Source organism: Micromonospora echinaurantiaca, from assembly GCF_900090235.1.
GTDB classification, from domain to species: Bacteria; Actinomycetota; Actinomycetes; order Mycobacteriales; family Micromonosporaceae; genus Micromonospora; species Micromonospora echinaurantiaca.
On sequence record NZ_LT607750.1, the window covers coordinates 560,212 to 577,253 of the forward strand.

Here is a 17,042-nt window from a genome sequence, read left to right on the forward strand (position 1 = left end):
AGGCCGGCATACGATGCCGGTCATGACCACACCGACCATGTCCGAGTCCGACCTGCGGGCCGCCGTCGAGCGGGAACTGCCCGGCGTCCGCGCCGACCTGGAGCGCCTCGTGCGCATCCCCGGCATCGCGTTCGAGGGTTTCGACCACTCGCACGTCGAGCGGTCCGCCGAGGCGGTGGCCGAGCTGCTGCGCGGCTGCGGCCTCGACGTGAAGATCGTGCGCTCCGGTGGGCAACCGGCCGTGATCGGGAAGAAGGCGGCCCCGCCCGGTGCGCCGACGGTGCTGCTCTACGCCCACCACGACGTGCAGCCGGTCGGCGACCTGTCGCTGTGGGAGTCCGACCCGTTCGAGCCGGTGGAGCGGGACGGCCGCCTCTACGGCCGGGGCGCCGCCGACGACAAGGCCGGCATCATGGCGCACGTGGCGGCGCTGCGCGCGTTCGGCGACGCCCTCCCGGTCGGCGTGGTGCTCTTCATCGAGGGCGAGGAGGAGTACGGCTCCGACTCGCTGGAGCGGCTGCTCGCCGAGCACCGTGACGAGATCACCTCGGACGTGATCGTGATCGCCGACTCCGGCAACTGGGACATCGGCGTACCGGCGTTGACCACCTCGCTGCGCGGCATCGTGAACTGCTTCGTCGAGGTGCGCACCCTCGACCACGCGGTGCACAGCGGGATGTTCGGCGGCGCGGTGCCGGACGCGCTCACCACCCTGGTGCGGCTGCTGGCCACCCTGCACACCGACGCCGGCGACGTGGCCGTGGAGGGCCTCCTCGGGCGGGAGGGCGCCACCGTCGACTACCCGGAGGACCGGTTCCGCGCCGAGGCCGGGATGGTCGAGGGCGTGTCGTTCATCGGCACCGGCCGGATCACCGACCGGCTCTGGACCAAGCCGGCGCTGGCCGTGCTGGGCATCGACGCCCCGGCCACCGGCGAGGCGCCGAACGCCCTGGTGCCGGCGGCCAAGGCCAAGCTGAGCATCCGGCTCGCTCCGGGCGACGACCCCAAGCGGGCGTACGCGGCGCTGCGCGCCCACCTGGAGAAGCACGTGCCGTGGGGGGCGCGGGTGGAGGTCACCTTCGAGCACGACGGCTTCCCGTGCGTCATCGACGCCGCCGGCCCGATGTTCGACGCGGCCCGGTCGGCCTTCCGCGCGGCGTGGGACGGCACCGACCCGGTGGACATCGGCGTCGGCGGCTCGATCCCGTTCATCGCCACCTTCCAGGAGATGTTCCCGCAGGCGGCGATCCTGGTGACCGGCGTGGAGGACCCGCACGCCCGGGCGCACGGCCCGAACGAGAGCCTGCACCTGGGCGAGTTCGCCCGGGTCTGCCTGGCCGAGACGCTGCTGCTGGCCAAGGTGGCCGAGGCGGCGAAGGGCCGGTAGGCGTCGGAACCGTAACTTCCCGAACGATGTCGGAGTTTGCGGTGTGTCGGGCGCGGGGCTGTTATAGCCTTTCGAACATGGGTACGAACGAGGTGATGGCCCGGCTGGGGGCCGCCGTCAGCGCTCTGGGGGACGTCGACGTCTCCGCGTGGCCCGAGGACACGCTCAAGGAACAGCTCGGCGAGCTCTCCGCCGCCCTGGTCGCGCTGGACGCGGTGCTCTCCCGGGTCGCCGACGAGGTCCGCGCCCGCGGCCTGCGCATCGAGGAACCCGTCTCGGCCTGACCGGCACACCGGTTCGCGCGGCGGTGTCCCGGCCGGCGTGGCGGTTTGGTCCTGGGGGCCGCGCCGGCCCGGGCACGGCGATGCCGCGCTGGTGTCGGGGGTGGCTGGCAGGATGAACCCGTGCGGTTCATCGACCTGGCAGCCACCTCCGCCGCCGTCGGCGCCACCAGCGGCCGGCGCGCCAAGGTGGAGCTGCTCGCCGAGGCGCTGCGCCGGCTCGACCCGGCGGAGATCGCGGCCGGCGCCGGCTGGCTCGCCGGCGAGCTGCGCCAGCGGCAGACCGGGGTGGGCTGGGCGAGCCTGCGCGACCTGCCGCCGGCCGCCGAGCAGCCCACGCTGACGGTGACCGCTGTCGACGCCGCGATCGACGAGATCGCCGCGGTGCACGGCCCCGGTTCGCAGGCTCGCCGCCGGGCGCTGCTCGGGGCGCTCTTCGGCGCCGCCACCGGCGACGAGCAGCGCCTGCTCACCGCGCTGTTCAGCGGCGAGCTGCGGCAGGGCGCCCAGGCGGGGCTGCTCGCCGACGCCGTGGCCAAGGCGGCCGGCGTGCCGCTCACCGCCGTTCGCCGGGCCCTGCTGCTCGCCGGTGACCTGCGGGCCGTGGCGGTGGCCGCGCTCACCGGCGGCGCCGCCGCGCTGGCCACCTTCGGTCTGCGGGTCGGGCGCCCGCTGGCGCCGATGCTGGCCCAGAGCGCGCCCTCGGTCGACGAGGCGCTCTCCGCCACCGGCACCCCGGCCGTGGTCGACGTCAAACTCGACGGCATCCGGATCCAGGTGCACCGCTCCGGGTCGGAGATCGCCGTCTTCACCCGCAGCCTCGACGACATCACCACGCGGGTGCCCGAGGTGGTCGCCGCCGTGCGCGCGCTGCCCGCCCGCGAACTGGTGCTCGACGGCGAGGCCATCGGGCTGGACGCGACTGGGCGGCCGCTGCCGTTCCAGGAGACCGCCAGCCGGGCGGCCCGGCGCACCACCCCGAGCACCACCGGCCGCGCCCCGGTCGCCCCGGCGGTGCTCGCCGCCGCCGAGACCACCGGCCAACCGGTGCTCACGCCGTACTTCTTCGACCTGCTGCACCTCGACGGCGCGGATCTGATCGACCTGCCCGGCCGGGACCGCTGGGCCGCGCTGGCCGGCGCGGTCGACGCCTCGCTGCTGGTCGGGCGGATGGAGGTGGACGGGCCCGAGCAGGCCGGCGCGGCGTTCGCCGCGGCGGTCGACGCCGGCCAGGAGGGCGTCGTGGTCAAGTCGCCCGAGGCGCCGTACGACGCGGGCCGGCGTGGCGCCGCCTGGGTGAAGGTGAAGCCCCGGCACACCCTCGACCTGGTGGTGCTCGCGGTGGAGTGGGGCAGTGGCCGGCGTACCGGCTGGCTGTCGAACCTGCACCTCGGCGCCCGCGACCCGCGCACCGGTGAGTTCGTGATGCTCGGCAAGACGTTCAAGGGGCTCACCGACGAGCTGCTGCGCTGGCAGACCGAGCGCTTCCTCGACCTCGCGGTGGAGAAGGGCGACTGGGTGGTGCGGGTCCGCCCCGAGCAGGTGGTGGAGATCGCCTTCGACGGGGTGCAGACCAGCTCCCGCTATCCGGGCGGGATGGCCCTGCGCTTCGCCCGGGTGGTGCGCTACCGCGACGACAAGACCGCCGCCGAGGCCGACACCATCGACGCGGTACGCGCCATCCACGCCGGCCGCCCCACCGGCTGACCACCGCCCAGCCGCCGCCGGCGTGCCCGCGACCGGCGGCGAGCGTCCCCGCCGGAGCGCTGATCAGCGGGCAGGCAGGGTCAGGCCGGGGTGCTCGGGGCGGCCCGGTCGACCGGCCCCTGTGGCGTCGCCCCCGACAGCCGGCGGGCCTCCCGGCGGGCCACCCAGACGTAGCCGAACAGCGTCATGCCGGCGAAGAGCCACCACTGCACGACGTAGCCGAAGTTCTGCCAGTTGTTGGCGTGCCCGACCGGCACCGCGACGAAGGCCGGATCCGCCGCCGGCGTCTGCTCGTCCAGCAGCAGGTACGCCCCGTGCACCGGGTAGGGCAGCTCACGGGCGAGCTGGGGGACGCCGATCCGCCGGGTTTCCAGCCGGCCCTCGCGCCGGGACACCGTGACCGACCCGCTCTCGCTCTCGTGCACCCGGCCCACCACGGTCACCTCGCCGGACGGGGCCGGCGGCACCTGCGGCTGGGCGGTGGCGCCACCAGGCGCCGGCGGGATCCAGCCCCGGTCGACCAGCACCGCGGTGCCGTCGGCCAGGACCAGCGGGGTGAGCACCTCGAAGCCGACCTTGCTCTCCACCGTCCGGCCACGGACCAGGACCACGTTCGCGGTGTCGTACCGGCCGGTCACGGTGACCCGGGTCCAGATCTTATCCTCGGCGGGCGGCGGGCCGGCCGTGCCGCTGCCACCGGTCGGCGCGGGCACCGCCTCCCGCAGCGGCACCGGGGCCATCCGCAAACCGGCGTCGATCCGCTCGTTGACCTCGGTGCGACCCCGGTAGCGGTCCAGCTGCCAGTTGCCGAGCAGCACCATCACCGTCGCGGCGACCAGGGTCAGCGCGAGGATGCCCAGCCAGCGCGGCGTCAGCAGGAACCGGTACACGACCACGAGGCTACCCGTATGACCCGGGCCACTGCGCCGGACCGGGTGCCGCTGGTGCGGCCGGCGGCCAGGACCCGCCCGGTCGGCGGCGCTCGCCCGGCGGCGGGTTCGGCTATCGTCACGCGGGCGGACCGCGGCTGCGGTCCGTGGCCGCGTACCCGCCGCCGCGAGGGAGTCGATGATGACCGTCGTGCCGCGCCTGGTGCTCAGCGCGCCGTCCTCCGGGCACGGCAAGAACGCGCTGGCGATCGGGTTGCTCGCCGCGCTCGCCGACCGGGGCGACCACGTCGCCGGGTTCAAGATCGGCCCGGACCAGGTCGACGCGGCGTACCTCGGGCTCGCCGCCGGGCGGCCCGGGCGCAACCTGGACCCCCGGCTGGTCGGCGCGGACCGGATCGCCCCCCTGCTCGGGCACGGCGCCGCCGGGGCAGCGCTCGCCCTGGTGCAGGGCAGCATGGGCCTCTACGACAGCCTCGGCGGCCGTCCCGAGACCGAGTCGACGGCGGCCGTCGCGATCGCGCTGCGCAGCCCGGTCGTGCTGGTGGTCGACGTGGCCGCCATCGGGCAGTCGGTGGCCGCGCTGGTGCACGGCTTCCGGTCGTACGACGAGCAGATCTGGCTGGGTGGGGTGATCCTCAACCGGGTCGCCTCGGCCCGGCACGAGGCGCTGCTGCGCGAGGCGCTCGACGACATCGGCGTGCCCGTCTACGGCGTGCTGCGCCGCCAGGACCTGCCGCCGGTGCTGCCGGCGCGCCGGTTGGGCGCCGTTCCCGCGCTCGCCGGCTCCGGTGAGGCCACCCGGGCGGTGCGCCGGCTCGGCGAGGCGGTCGCCGCCACCGTCGACCTGGACCGGCTGCTCGGGCTGGCCCGCTCCGCCCCGCCGCTGCCCGCCGAGCCCTGGTCGCCGAACCCGGGCGGGGAGCCGCCGGCGGGGGAGCGCCCGGTGGTGGCGCTGGCCGGCGGACCGGGCGGCAGCTACAGCCACGCCGAGACCGCCGAGCTGCTGCGGGCGGCCGGGGCCGAGGTGGTCACCGTCGATCCGTTGCGCGACGAGGCGTTGCCGGCCGGCAGCCGGGCGCTGGTCGTCGGCGGCGGCCTGCCCGAGTCGTACGCCGAGCAGCTCTCCGCCAACCGTCGGCTCTGCATAGCGGTCGCCGAGCTGGCCCGCACCGGCCGACCGGTGGTCGCCGAGGGCGCCGGCCTGCTCTGGCTGGCCCGGGAGTTGGACGGGCTGCCGATGTGCGGGGTGCTCGACGCGGTCGGCGCGAGCCGGGAGGGCCTGGTGGTCGGCTACCGCGAGGCGACCGCGTTGACCGGCACCGTCGTCGCGCCGCCCGGCGCCGTGGTGGCCGGGCACAAGGCGCACCGGGCGGTGCTCACCCCGCGGGCCGGGCAGCGCCCGGTCTGGAGCTGGTCGGGTGGCGCGCCGGAGGGCTTCGTCTGGCGGGGCGTGCACGCCTCGCAGCTGGTGGTGCACTGGGCCGCGGACCCGGAGATCGCCGCCCGGCTGGTGGCCGCCGCGGCGGCGGAGCCGGCGGTCGAGGAGGCGCGGCCCGGCGGAGTGCCGGCGTGATCGGTCAGGTGGCGATCCGCCGGTTCCCGGCGCTGACCGTCTCCACCCCGCGCACCGAGGTGCGCCCGCTGGTGGCCGCGGACGCGCCGGCGGCCGAGGAGGTCTTCGCCGACAAGCAGACCCAGCGCTGGCTGCCGCTGGCCGACGCCACCGGGCAGATCGACGGCCACGCCTGGTGCACCGACCTGGCCCGGCAGCGGCGGGACGCCGGCGCCGGCGACCACTACGGGGTGGTGCGTCGGGAGGACGACCGGGTGGTGGGCTGCCTCTGGACCCGGCGCACCGACTGGGGTGCCCGGTGCACCGAGGTCTCCTACGCGATCGCGCCGCACGCCCGCGGCTTCGGGCTGGCCGCCGAGGCGGTCGACGCGCTGGCCATCGCGCTGATCCTGGAGCACGGCTTCCAGCGCGTCGAGCTGCGGGTGGCGCCGGGCAACCTGGCGTCGCGCCGGGTGGCCGAGAAGGCCGGGTTCAGCTACGAGGGCCTGCTCCGTAACGCCGGCTACGCCCGTGGCGGCCGGGTCGACCTGGAGGTCTGGTCCTTCGTGACCGCCGACCTTCACTGACCCGCCGCCGCTCCGCCCGCCGTCGCCGTGGTCGAGGGGCCGGGCGGGCCGGCGCCGTCGCGGTGGTCGAGGGGATCGGGCGGTCGCGGACCCGACCCCCCTGGTCCAAGGCCAGGCTGGTCAGCCGACGATGCGGTCGGAGGGTGGAGTGAACTGGCGGGTGGGTTTGCCCTTGAGCGCGTCGCGGAGGGTCTCCGCGACCGCGGCGATCGGGATCTGGGACTGGCCGTCGCCGACCGCGTTGAACGGGTTGTCCGGGTCGGAGATGAAGCTCGCCGCGGCCAGCTCCGGGGTGTAGCCGACGAACCAGGCGGATCGGGTGCTGTCCGTGGTACCCGTCTTGCCGGCCACCGGCCGCCCGACCGTGCCCCGCACGCTGTCCGCCGTCGACCAGCCGCCGCAGCTTCCGCGCGCCGGGGTGTCCCCGGTGGGGCAGCGGGCGGCGTCGGTGGCGGCCCGGGCCGCGTCCGCGCTCACCACCTGTCGGCAGCGTGGCTTGGCGACCTCGCGCTCGATCCCGCCGGCGGTCCGGTACGTGGTCGGCGTGCCGTCCCGGTTGTGGATCGACTGCACCGGGATCGCCTCGCAGTACCGCCCGTCCGCGGCGATGGCCGCGTACGCGTTGGCCATCTCCAGCGGGGTGGCGTCGGAGACCCCCAGGGTGAACGCACCCCACTTCGGTGCCTTGCTCGGAGAGGCGTGTTCCCGGTCGACGTCGGTGCGCCAGCGCAGCCCGAGCTGCTCGGCGAGGCGGACGCCCTTCTCCGCGCCGATCTGCTCCTCCAGCCACACGAAGTACGTGTTCACCGACTTGCCGAAGCCGGACCACATGGTCTGGTTACCGGACATCGCGCCGCTGGCGTTGGACGGCGCCCAGCCGTCGTAGACCTCGGAGCGGTACTTGTACGGGGCGTTGAACGAGGTGGACAGCGGCATGCCCTCGTTGAGCGCGGCCAGCATCGGGAACATCTTGAACGTCGATCCGGCCTGGTAGCCCGGCAGGCTGCCGCCGCCGAGTAGGGGCGCCACCGTGTTCGGGTAGTTCGCCTTCGTCGTCGGGCCGGCCTCCGGGTTGGAGCTGGGCGGGTTCTCGGCCAGGTCCAGCGAGTAGGTCCGGTTCACCGCCATCGCCTTCACCCGCCCGGTGCCCGGCTCGGAGACCACGATGCCGTTGGCGAACGGGCTGCCGGTGCCCTCCTTCGCGCCGACGTTCTTCTCGGCCGCCTCCTGGATCTTCGGGTCCAGGCTCAGCACGATCCGGTAGCCGCCCCGGCGCAGCTTGTCCATCCGCTCCAGCCGGTTGTCCCCGAACGCGGGCTGCGCGCTCCACCAGTTCTTCAGGTAGTCGCAGGCGAAGCCCCAGCTGTTCCACTTCTCCGGGATCGAGGCGCAGTCGTTCGGCGGGTAGCTCAGCTTGAGCCGGATCGGTTCGCTCTTGGCCCGCGCCGCGTCGGTGGGGGAGACGTAGCCGAGCTGGGCCATCCGGTCCAGCACGTAGTTGCGCCGGGCGGTGGCGTCCTTCTGGTCCGAGCTGGCCGGGTCGTACTCGGACGGGGACTTGACCAGGCCGGCGAGGGTGGCCGCCTCGACGGGGGTGAGGTCCTTCGGGGTCTTGGAGAAGAAGATCTCGCTCGCCGCGTAGATGCCGTACGCCCGGTGGCCGAAGTACGCCGAGTTCAGGTAGCGCTCCAGGATCTCCTCCTTGCTCAGCTCCTTCTCCAGGTCGAGCGCCATCCGCATCTCGCGGATCTTGCGCAGGCTGGTCTGCTGGGTGGCCTCCTGGACCTCCTTCGGGGTCTTCGCGCTGTCCCGCAGCGCCATCCGGACGTACTGCATGGTCAGCGTGGAGGCGCCCTGGGAGACGCCGCTGGAGCGGGCGTTGGCCACGAAGGCGCGGGCGACGCCCTTCGGGTCGACGCCGTGGTGCTGGTAGAAGCGTGAGTCCTCGGCAGCGACGATCGCCTGCTGGATGTTCGGCGACATGTCGGCCAGCTTGGTGTACTGCCGGTACTCCTCGTAGAACATCGTCAGCACGGTCTTGCCGTCCGGCGCGTACAGGTACGACGTCTCGGCGGGCAGGGCGACCGTCAGGATCTTGGTCTTGTGCTCCAGCGCGTGCGCGGTGACCTTGGCGCCGATGCCGGTGGCGGCGGCCAACGGATAGGCCACGGCGGCGATCACGATGCCGGCGATCAGACCGGCGCGGACGAGGGGAAGGAGACGACCAGCGGCAGCAAGGGGTCGGTTGCTCACACGGCCAAGTTATGACATTTCCGATTCATCCATGAGAAGTATTCATAAACGCCGTGGGTGGTGACGCGTCTTACGCCGGGACACGCTGTCCCGTGGGCCGCCTTCCCGGCAGGATCGCGGTCATGCGCGGTCAGCCGATCGGGGCGCCCACCGGCGTCGGGCCCGACCCCGCCCACGAACCCGACCTCGCCCACCACGGCGACGCGGAGGTGGGCGAGGGTCTGGTCGACCTCGCCGTCAACGTCCGCACCGCCCCGATGCCAGCCTGGCTGGCCGAGCCGATCACCGCGTCGCTGGCCGACCTCGCCCGCTACCCCGACCCCGCGCCGGCCCGGGCCGCCGTCGCCGCCCGGCACGGCCGGCCCCCGGCGGAGGTGCTGCTCACCGCCGGCGCGGCCGAGGGCTTCGTGCTGCTCGCCCAGGCGCTGCGCGGGGTACGCCGGCCGGTGGTGGTGCACCCCCAGTTCACCGAACCGGAGGCCGCGCTCCGGGCCGCCGGCCATCAGGTCGAACGGGTGCTGCTCGACCCCGCCGACGGCTTCCGGCTCGACCCGGCCCGGGTGCCCGCGGACGCCGACCTCGTCATGATCGGCAACCCCACCAACCCGACCTCGGTGCTGCACCCCGCCGCCGATCTGGCCGCGCTGGCCCGCCCGGGTCGGGTGCTGGTGGTCGACGAGGCGTTCGCCGACACCACCGCCGCGCCCGGCGTACCCGGCGAGCCGGAGTCCCTGGCCGCCCGGCGGGACCTGCCCGGCCTGCTGGTGGTGCGCAGCCTCACCAAGACCTGGGGACTGGCCGGGCTGCGCATCGGCTACCTGCTCGGCACCGCACCGCTGCTCGACCGGCTGACCGCCGTGCAGCCGCTCTGGGCGGTCTCCACCCCCGCGCTGGCCGCCGCGGCCGCCTGCGCCGGTCCCGCCGCGGTCCAGGCCGAGCGCGCGATCGCCGCCCGCCTCGCGGCCGACCGCGACCACCTGGTCGCCCGCCTGTCGGCCCTGCCGGGGGTACGCGTCGCCGGCCGCCCGGCCAGCGCGTTCGTGCTGGTCCAACTGCCCGGCGCCGCCGCCGTACGAGCCGCCCTGCGGGAGCGCGGCTGGGCGGTACGCCGGGGCGACACCTTCCCGGGCCTCGGCCCCGACTGGCTGCGGATCGCCGTTCGCGACCTGGCCACCACCGACGCGTTCACCGAGGTACTGGCGCAGATCCTGGAGGCATGATGCTGGAGACCACGATCGCGGCGATCCGGCCGCTGGACGAGCCGGCGATGGCCGCCGCCCGGGAACTGCAGGGCCGGCTGACCAAGCCCGCCGGTTCGCTCGGCGCGCTGGAGGAACTCTCGGTACGCCTCGCCGGCCTGGCCGGGGCCTGCCCGCCGCCGCTGCCCGAGCCGGCCGCGGTGGCGATCTTCGCCGGTGACCACGGCGTACACGCCCAGGGGGTGACCCCCTGGCCGCAGGAGGTCACCGCCCAGATGATCGGCAACTTCCTGGCCGGCGGCGCGGTGGTGAACGCGTTCGCCCGGCAGGCCGGCGCCACGGTCACCGTGGTCGACGTCGGAGTGGCCACCCCGGTGCCCGCCGCCCCGGCGAGCGACGCCGGCGCGCCCCGGCTGGTGGCGGCGAACGTCCGGGCCGGCACCCGGGACCTGGCGGTGACCGCCGCGCTCACCCGGGAGGAGGTTCGGGCCGCGGTGGAGACCGGCATCCGGGTGGCCGGCGACCTGATCGACGCCGGGGCGGGCATCCTGCTCACCGGTGATATGGGCATCGGCAACACCACCCCGGCGGCCGCGCTGATCGCCGCGTTCACCGGAGTCGACCCGGCGGAGACGACCGGTCGGGGCACCGGCGTGGACGACCCGACGTACCAGCGGAAGATCGGCGTGGTGCGGGACGCCCTGCGCCGGCACCGGCCCGACCCGGCCGACCCGCTGGGCGTGCTGGCCGTCGTCGGCGGCCTGGAGCACGCCGCCCTCGCCGGGCTGATCCTCGGCGCCGCCGCCCGCCGCACGCCGGTGCTGCTGGACGGGGTGATCGCGGTCTCCGCCGCGCTCGCCGCCGCCGCCTTCGCGCCGGACGCCACCGGGGCGATGGTCGCCGGCCACCGCTCCGCCGAGCCCGGCGCCACGGTCGCGCTGCGTCGGCTCGGCCTCGACCCCCTGATCGACCTCGGGCTGCGCCTCGGCGAGGGCACCGGTGCGCTGCTCGCGCTGCCGGTGGTCACCGGCGCGGTCCGGGTGCTGCACGAGGTGGCCACCTTCGACTCGGCCGGGGTGGCCGAGAAGTGAGCACGCTGGGCAGCGTGGCGCCGCACGCCGGTGGAAAGCGCAGCGGAGTGCCGGCATGAGCGAGCGTCAGCGAGCGAATCATCGGCTCAGCGCGGAGGTGCCTCATGGCGGCACGGAGCGCAGCGGAGTGCCGGCATGAGCGAGCGTCAGCGAGCGAATCATCGGCTCAGCGCGGAGGTGCCTCATGGCGGCACGGAGCGCAGCGGAGTACCGGCATGAGCGGCAATCCGTACCCGCTCGGGCTGCGGCTGGCCGGGCGGCGGGTGGTCGTGGTGGGCGGCGGGGCCGTCGCCACCCGGCGGGTGCCGGCCCTGCTCGACGCCGGCGCCGACGTCCTGCTGGTCGCCCCGGAGCTGACCCCGGCGCTGCGGGCGCACGCCGACGCCGGCCGGCTGCACTGGGCGCCGCGCCGGTTCGCCCCCGACGACCTGGACGGGGCCTGGCTGGTCCAGGTCGCGGTCGACGACCCGATTGCCGCCGCGTCGGTCAGCGCGGCCGCCGCCGAGCGGCGCATCTTCTGCGTACGCGCCGACGACCGGGCGGCCGCCACCGCGTGGACCCCGGCGGTGACCCGGCACGGCCCGGTCACCGTGGCCGTGCTCGGCGGCGGCGACCCGCGCCGGGCGATGAGCGTGCGCGACGCGGTGCGGGACCTGCTCACCGCCCGGATCGAGACGGCCCCGGCCGGAACGGCGACCGGTGCCGCGGCCGGCCGGGTCGCGCTGGTCGGTGCCGGGCCGGGCGACCCGGAGCTGATCACCGTCAAGGGCTGGCGGCTGCTCACCGCGGCCGACGTGGTGGTCGCCGACCGGCTGGTCCCCGGGCTGCTCCTCGACGAACTGCGCGCCGACGTGGAACTGGTCGACGCCTCGAAGATCCCGTACGGGCCGGCCCGCGCGCAGGAGGAGATCAACCGGATCCTGGTGGACCGGGCGCTGGCCGGGAGGTTCGTGGTCCGGCTCAAGGGCGGCGATCCGTACGTCTTCGGGCGGGGCGGTGAGGAGCTGCTCGCCTGCGCGGCGGCCGGTGTGCCGGTGACCGTGGTGCCGGGGGTGACCAGCTCGATCGCCGCGCCGGCGGTGGCCGGCATCCCGGTCACCCACCGGGCGGTGGCGCACGAGTTCACAGTGGTCTCCGGGCACGTCGCGCCGGACTCGCCGGCCTCGCTGGTGCGCTGGGAGCACCTGGCCGGGCTGCGCGGCACCCTGGTGATCCTGATGGGCCTGAAGAACCTGGCCGAGATCACCGCCACGCTGATCGCGCACGGCCGGCCCGGGCAGACGCCGGCCGCGGTGGTGCAGGAGGCCACCACCGGCGCCCAGCGCGTGCTCCGGTCCACGCTCGCCTCGGTCGCGGCGGACGTGACCGGGGCGGGGCTGCGCCCGCCGGCGGTGGTGGTGGTCGGCGACGTCGTGCCGGTGCTCTCGTCGGTCCCGCTCGCCTGATCCTCGCCGCCGGGCTCGTCATCCGGGCCGGGCTTGGGCTGCTGGTCGTCGTCGGCTGGGGTCGGGGGTTTCCGGGGAGCCCACTCGCTCGGGCGGTCAGGCTTGATCCCTCCGCGAGTGGGCTCCCCGGAAACCCTGTCGTGGGCGCGGTCCGTTCGTCGTCTCCGACTTGATCGACTTCTTGTCGGCGATGTGGCGGGGTCGGTGCGGCTCGGATGCCGCGATGTCGGTGGTATGGAGTTGATCTCTGCGCTTGATCTCTGCGCTTGATCTCTGCGCTTCGGCTCTGCGCTTCGGAGGGTGCGTGGACGCGACGGCGGCCGGAGACACGGGTCTCCGGCCGCCGTCGTGGTGCGTCAGGTCACTGCTTGAGCATGTTGTCCAGCAGCAGGGCGCAGCGGACCACGCCGAGGTGGCTGTAGGCCTGCGGATGGTTGCCCAGTCCGCGCTCGGCCAGCGGGTCGTACTGCTCGGGGAGCAGCCCGGTCGGCCCGGCGGTGTCGATCATCTGGGCGAACAGGTCCTCGGCGTCGTCCCGCCGGCCGGTGCGCAGGTACGCCTCGACCAGCCAGGCGGTGCAGATGTGGAAGCCACCCTCGCGGCCGGGCAGGCCGTCGTCCCAGTGGTACCGGTAGACCACCGGGCCGCTGCGCAGGTCGGCCTCGATCTTGAGCACGGTGGAGAGGAAACGCGGGTTGTCGCCGGGGAGCAGGCCGGACAGGCCGATCCAGAGCGACGAGGCGTCCATGTCCTCGTCCCCGTACGCGACGCTGTACGCCTCGGCGTGCTCGTGCCAGCCGTACTCCAGCACGTTGGCGCCGATCCGGTCGCGCAGCTCCACCCACTCGGGCCGGTCGTCGCCGCCGTGCTGGCGGACCACGTGCAGCGCCCGGTCGACGGTCATCCAGCACATCGTCTTCGAGAAGATGTGGTGCCGCGGCGGGAGGCGGGCCTCCCAGATGCCGTGGTCGGGCTCGTGCCAGCGGCGACGGACCGCCTCGACCATGTTCTCCAGCACCCGCCACTCGTCGTCCCGCACCGAGCCGCGGGCGTCGGCGACGGCGGCGATCAGGTCGGCCACCGGGCCGAAGACGTCCAGCTGGAGCTGGTGGTTGGCGAGGTTGCCGACCCGCACCGGCCGGGAGCCGGCATAGCCGGGCAGGGTGTCGATGACCGCCTCGGCGCCCAGCTCGTAGCCGTCCACCGTGTAGAGCGGGTGCAGCCGCTCGGGGTGCCCGCCGGTGCGCTCGACGACGCCGTCGATCCACCGCAACAGCCCCTCGGCCTCCTCGATCGAACCGAGGTCGACCAGCGCCCGGGCGGTCAGCGCCGCGTCGCGCAGCCAGCAGTACCGGTAGTCCCAGTTGCGGACCCCGCCCAGTTCCTCCGGCAGCGAGGTGGTCGCCGCGGCCAGGATCGAGCCGGTCGCCTGGTGGCAGAGCGCGCGCAGGGTCAGTGCGCTGCGGGCGACCAGGTCCCGCGCGGTGTTCGGCAGCCGCAGCGAGGCCACCCAGTCCTTCCAGGGCTGCTCGGCCGCGGCCTGACGCTCGTGGATCGACAGCCGGTGGTGTTCCAGGCTCTGCGTGCCGAAGCGCATCTCCAGCACCACCTGCCCGCCGGCGGCGCGCAGGTCGACCACCGCCTTGGCGGTCTCGTAGACGCCGTCGCTGGTCACCTCCCACTCGACGCCGGGGGAGTAGAGCGCGACCGGCTCGTTGGAGCCGAGCACCAGCAGGCCGTCGCCGAGCGGTTGCAGCTGGACGGCCACCTGGCCGAACTCGGGCCGGGGCGCGAACTCCAGGCGGGCCCGGCCGGTGCCGGTGAGCACCCGGATCAGGGTCGAGTCGCCGCTGAGGATGGCCGGGCCGTCCGGGGTGGTCTCGCTGTCCGGCGTGTCGAGCCAGTCGGTGACGGTCAGGCCCGACCAGCGGGTCTCCACGGTCATCGTGCCGGAGCGGTACCGCTGGCCGAGCGGGATGCCGCCGCGCTCCGGCGCCACGCTGAAGTGGCCGGCCGGGCTGCCGCCGACCAGGTCGGCGAAGATCGCCGCCGAGTCCGGCTTGGGGTGGCAGAGCCAGGTGACCTTGGCGTCCGGGGTGAGCAGCGCGACGGTACGGCCGTTGGCCAGCATCGAGTGCCGCTCGATCGGCACCGCCCGCTCGCCGAAGAGCCAGTGCCGGCGGGTCTCCAGCAGCAGCCCGAGGGCCCGCGCCGCCTCGATCGGCTCGGCGACCCGGTACTGCGCCTGGGTGTCGCCGGGCCCGATCTTGATGCCGACGTCCGGCCCGTGCAGGTTGCCGAAGGCGTTCTCGTCGGTGACGTCGTCGCCGATGAAGAGCACGGCGCTGGCGGAGAGCTGGGTGCGCAGCTGGTCGACAGCGGTGCCCTTGTGGGTGGCCACCACCGACAGCTCGATGACCTCCTTGCCCTGGGTGACCGTGACGCCGTCCCAGGTGGCGGGGCCGCTGCGGACCGCCTCGATGGCGGCCGCGGCGACCTGCGGGTCCACCCCGCGGGTGTGCACCGCGACGCTGGCCGGCTTGCGCTCCAGCCGGATGCCCGGGTGGGCGGCGGCGATCTGGCGCAGCTCGTCGCGCAGCCGGGTGCGCACCGCGATCAGCTCGGGGGAGAGCCGCTCGACGAAGCCGATGTCGAACTCGGAGCCGTGGCTGCCGACCAGGTGGACCTCGCTGGGCAGCCGGGAGAGCGCGGCCAGGTCGCGCAGCGCCCGCCCGGAGACCACCGCCACGGTGGTCTGCGGCAGCGCCGCCAGGGCGCGCACCGCCGCCACCGACTCGGGCAGCGGTACGGCCTTGCTCGGGTCCTCGACGATCGGCGCCAGCGTGCCGTCGTAGTCGCAGGCGATCAGGAGCTGCGGCACCCGGGCGATCCGGCCGATGGCGGTGCGCAGCTCAGCGTCCATCACTCCGGTGACGATGGGCGCTCCGTCGCTGACGGACGTGTTCACGCGGCCTCCGCCTCGGGCACACCGAGCTCGGTGAGGAACGACTTGGCCCAGTGCCCCACGTCGTGGGTGCGTAGGTGGCGTTGCATCGTCCGCATCCGCCGGCGGGCCTCGGCCCGCTCCACGTGCACAGCTCGCAGCAGCGCGTCCTTGACCGCGTCCGGGTCGTGCGGGTTGCACAGAAACGCCTGGCGCAGCTCGGTGGCGGCGCCGGCGAACTCACTGAGCACGAGCGCGCCGCCCTGGTCGGCGCGCGATGCGACGTACTCCTTGGCCACCAGATTCATTCCGTCTCGCAGCGGGGTCACCATCATCACGTCGGCAGCGACGTACATCGCGGCCAGTTCACTGCGACTGTACGACTGATGCAGATAATGCACCGCCGGCACGCCGACCCTGCCGAATTCGCCATTGATCCGACCAACTTCACGTTCAACCTTGACCCGAAGTGCCTGGTAGTGCTCCACCCGCTCGCGGCTCGGCGTGGCCACCTGCACCATGACGGCCTCGGGCACTGTCAACTTTCCGTCAGCCAGCAGCTCGCGGAAGGCCTTGAGCCGCAACTCGATCCCCTTGGTGTAGTCGAGCCGGTCGACGCCCAGGATGATCGTCTTCGGGTTGCCCAGTTCCTCCCGGATCTCCTTGGCCCGGGCCTGCACCGCCGGGTCGGCGGCCATCCGCTCCATCTCCTTGGTGTCGATGCTGATCGGGAAGGCACCGGCCTTCACCTGCCGCCCGTCGACCTGGATCATCTGGCCCTCGTAGCGGAGCCCGAGCAGGTGCCGGGCCAGCCGGACGAAGTTCTGCGCGGCCAGCCGCTGCTGGAAGCCGACCAGGTCGGCGCCGAGCAGGCCGCGCAGGATCTCGGTGCGGAACGGCATCTGCATGAACAGCTCGATGGGCGGGAACGGGATGTGCAGGAAGAAGCCGATCCGCAGGTCCGGGCGCAGCTCGCGGAGCATGGCCGGGACCAGCTGGAGCTGGTAGTCCTGCACCCAGACGGTGGCCCCCTCGGCCGCGACGTCCGCAGCGGCCTCCGCGAACCGGGCGTTGACCAGTCGGTACGCCTCCCGCCACCGGCGCTTGTAGGCCGGGGTCTCCACCGCGTCGTGGTAGAGCGGCCAGATCGTCGCGTTGGACTGCCCCTCGTAGTAGCGCTCCAGCTCCTCGGCGCTCAGCGGCACCGGGTGCAGCCGGATCCCCTCCAGGTCGAACGGCTCCGGGGCGGCGCCGGTGCCGCCGGCCCAGCCGACCCAGGTGCCCTGGTGTTCGGCGAGGACGGGATGCAGGGCGGTGACCAGCCCGCCGGGGCTGCGTCGCCACTGCCGGCCCTCGGGTGTGCTCACCTCGTCGACCGGCAGGCGGTTCGCCACTACGACAAAGGAGCTGCGGACGGTCACGTTCGGCCACCTCCGGGTGCTGACGGGTCAACCGTGATGAGCGTACTGAGCGTAGCTGCGGCGTCTGGGGCCCCGTGCCGGAGTTCCCTACCCGTCCCACGCCCGCCGAACCCTGGAGGTGATCTTGTCAACATGCCGCCGCCGCACGCTGCGGCGGGGTGATGTGGGCGTTGCGACGCGTACCTGTCAGGATTGACAGCGGCGTGCGTGCGGCCGGCCCCGGCCGGCGGCCGCGGGTGACGACCAGCCCGCGCCCTCGCCCGCCGGCTCCCAGTCGCAACGTAC

The 17,042-nt window shown here is 74.5% G+C and carries 12 protein-coding genes; 8 read left to right on the forward strand and 4 right to left on the reverse strand.

Annotated elements, in window-relative coordinates; translation table 11 throughout:
• Window positions 1-37: 37 nt before the first annotated feature.
• The 3 genes from GA0070609_RS02600 (at window position 38) to GA0070609_RS02610 (ending at window position 3,375) form a co-directional block, all read left to right on the forward strand.
• The gene (locus GA0070609_RS02600; protein WP_172899464.1) at window positions 38-1,387 is read left to right on the forward strand and encodes a dipeptidase; all 1,350 of its coding nucleotides are present in this window, start codon (window positions 38-40) and stop codon (window positions 1,385-1,387) included.
• A gap of 77 nt (window positions 1,388-1,464) precedes the next feature.
• On the forward strand, window positions 1,465-1,671 hold the full coding sequence (locus GA0070609_RS02605) for a hypothetical protein (RefSeq protein ID WP_088992311.1): 207 nt from the start codon (window positions 1,465-1,467) through the stop codon (window positions 1,669-1,671).
• A 120-nt stretch (window positions 1,672-1,791) separates the two neighbouring features.
• A complete protein-coding gene (locus GA0070609_RS02610; protein WP_088992312.1) occupies window positions 1,792-3,375 on the forward strand; it encodes an ATP-dependent DNA ligase in 1,584 nt (527 codons plus the stop codon).
• Window positions 3,376-3,455: 80 nt separating this feature from the next.
• Here GA0070609_RS02610 and GA0070609_RS02615 read toward each other — a convergent pair whose 3' ends face one another.
• The gene (locus GA0070609_RS02615; RefSeq protein ID WP_172899278.1) at window positions 3,456-4,271 is read right to left on the reverse strand and encodes an SURF1 family cytochrome oxidase biogenesis protein; all 816 of its coding nucleotides are present in this window, start codon (window positions 4,269-4,271) and stop codon (window positions 3,456-3,458) included.
• A 175-nt stretch (window positions 4,272-4,446) separates the two neighbouring features.
• Between GA0070609_RS02615 and GA0070609_RS02620 the strand changes: the two genes are divergently transcribed.
• Together GA0070609_RS02620 and GA0070609_RS02625 are read left to right on the forward strand one after the other, a co-directional pair.
• Window positions 4,447-5,838: a cobyrinate a,c-diamide synthase gene (locus tag GA0070609_RS02620; RefSeq protein ID WP_088992313.1), complete on the forward strand. Its 1,392-nt coding sequence runs from the start codon at window positions 4,447-4,449 to the stop codon at window positions 5,836-5,838.
• Entirely contained in the window at window positions 5,835-6,404 is a 570-nt protein-coding gene (locus GA0070609_RS02625; RefSeq protein ID WP_088992314.1) for a GNAT family N-acetyltransferase, read from the forward strand. The genes GA0070609_RS02620 and GA0070609_RS02625 overlap by 4 nt, the downstream gene beginning before the upstream one ends.
• Before the next feature lie 120 nt (window positions 6,405-6,524).
• On the opposite strand, the gene GA0070609_RS02630 is transcribed toward GA0070609_RS02625, so the two are convergent.
• Window positions 6,525-8,657, reverse strand: coding sequence for a transglycosylase domain-containing protein (locus GA0070609_RS02630; protein WP_088992315.1), 2,133 nt, complete (start codon window positions 8,655-8,657; stop codon window positions 6,525-6,527).
• Between the two features lie 122 nt (window positions 8,658-8,779).
• On the opposite strand from GA0070609_RS02630, the gene cobC reads away from it, so the two are divergent.
• From cobC to cobA, 3 genes are all read left to right on the forward strand, one after another.
• The gene (cobC, locus tag GA0070609_RS02635) at window positions 8,780-9,877 is read left to right on the forward strand and encodes an Rv2231c family pyridoxal phosphate-dependent protein CobC (RefSeq protein ID WP_088992316.1); all 1,098 of its coding nucleotides are present in this window, start codon (window positions 8,780-8,782) and stop codon (window positions 9,875-9,877) included.
• Window positions 9,877-10,947 carry a nicotinate-nucleotide--dimethylbenzimidazole phosphoribosyltransferase gene (gene cobT, locus GA0070609_RS02640; RefSeq protein ID WP_088992317.1) on the forward strand — a complete coding sequence of 357 codons (1,071 nt, stop codon included), beginning with the start codon at window positions 9,877-9,879 and terminating at the stop codon, window positions 10,945-10,947. Before cobC ends, cobT begins: the two co-directional genes overlap by 1 nt.
• Before the next feature lie 215 nt (window positions 10,948-11,162).
• Window positions 11,163-12,392, forward strand: a complete 1,230-nt coding sequence (cobA, locus tag GA0070609_RS02645; protein WP_088992318.1) for a uroporphyrinogen-III C-methyltransferase — start codon at window positions 11,163-11,165, stop codon at window positions 12,390-12,392.
• Window positions 12,393-12,753: 361 nt separating this feature from the next.
• Here the strand turns inward: cobA and otsB are convergent, their stop codons facing one another.
• The gene (gene otsB / locus GA0070609_RS02650; protein ID WP_088997444.1) at window positions 12,754-15,315 is read right to left on the reverse strand and encodes a trehalose-phosphatase; all 2,562 of its coding nucleotides are present in this window, start codon (window positions 15,313-15,315) and stop codon (window positions 12,754-12,756) included.
• Window positions 15,316-15,356: 41 nt separating this feature from the next.
• Entirely contained in the window at window positions 15,357-16,757 is a 1,401-nt protein-coding gene (locus GA0070609_RS02655; RefSeq protein ID WP_088992319.1) for an alpha,alpha-trehalose-phosphate synthase (UDP-forming), read from the reverse strand.
• Between the last annotated feature and the right edge of the window lie 285 nt (window positions 16,758-17,042).

Coding starts and splice junctions, on each gene's coding strand:
- GA0070609_RS02605 (WP_088992311.1), top strand. CDS start 1,465: ATGGGTACGAACGAGGTGATGGCCCGGCTGGGGGCCGCCGTCAGCGCT.
- GA0070609_RS02600 (WP_172899464.1), top strand. CDS start 38: ATGTCCGAGTCCGACCTGCGGGCCGCCGTCGAGCGGGAACTGCCCGGC.
- GA0070609_RS02620 (WP_088992313.1), top strand. CDS start 4,447: ATGACCGTCGTGCCGCGCCTGGTGCTCAGCGCGCCGTCCTCCGGGCAC.
- otsB (WP_088997444.1), bottom strand. CDS start 15,315: ATGGACGCTGAGCTGCGCACCGCCATCGGCCGGATCGCCCGGGTGCCG.
- cobT (WP_088992317.1), top strand. CDS start 9,877: ATGCTGGAGACCACGATCGCGGCGATCCGGCCGCTGGACGAGCCGGCG.
- cobA (WP_088992318.1), top strand. CDS start 11,163: ATGAGCGGCAATCCGTACCCGCTCGGGCTGCGGCTGGCCGGGCGGCGG.
- cobC (WP_088992316.1), top strand. CDS start 8,780: ATGCGCGGTCAGCCGATCGGGGCGCCCACCGGCGTCGGGCCCGACCCC.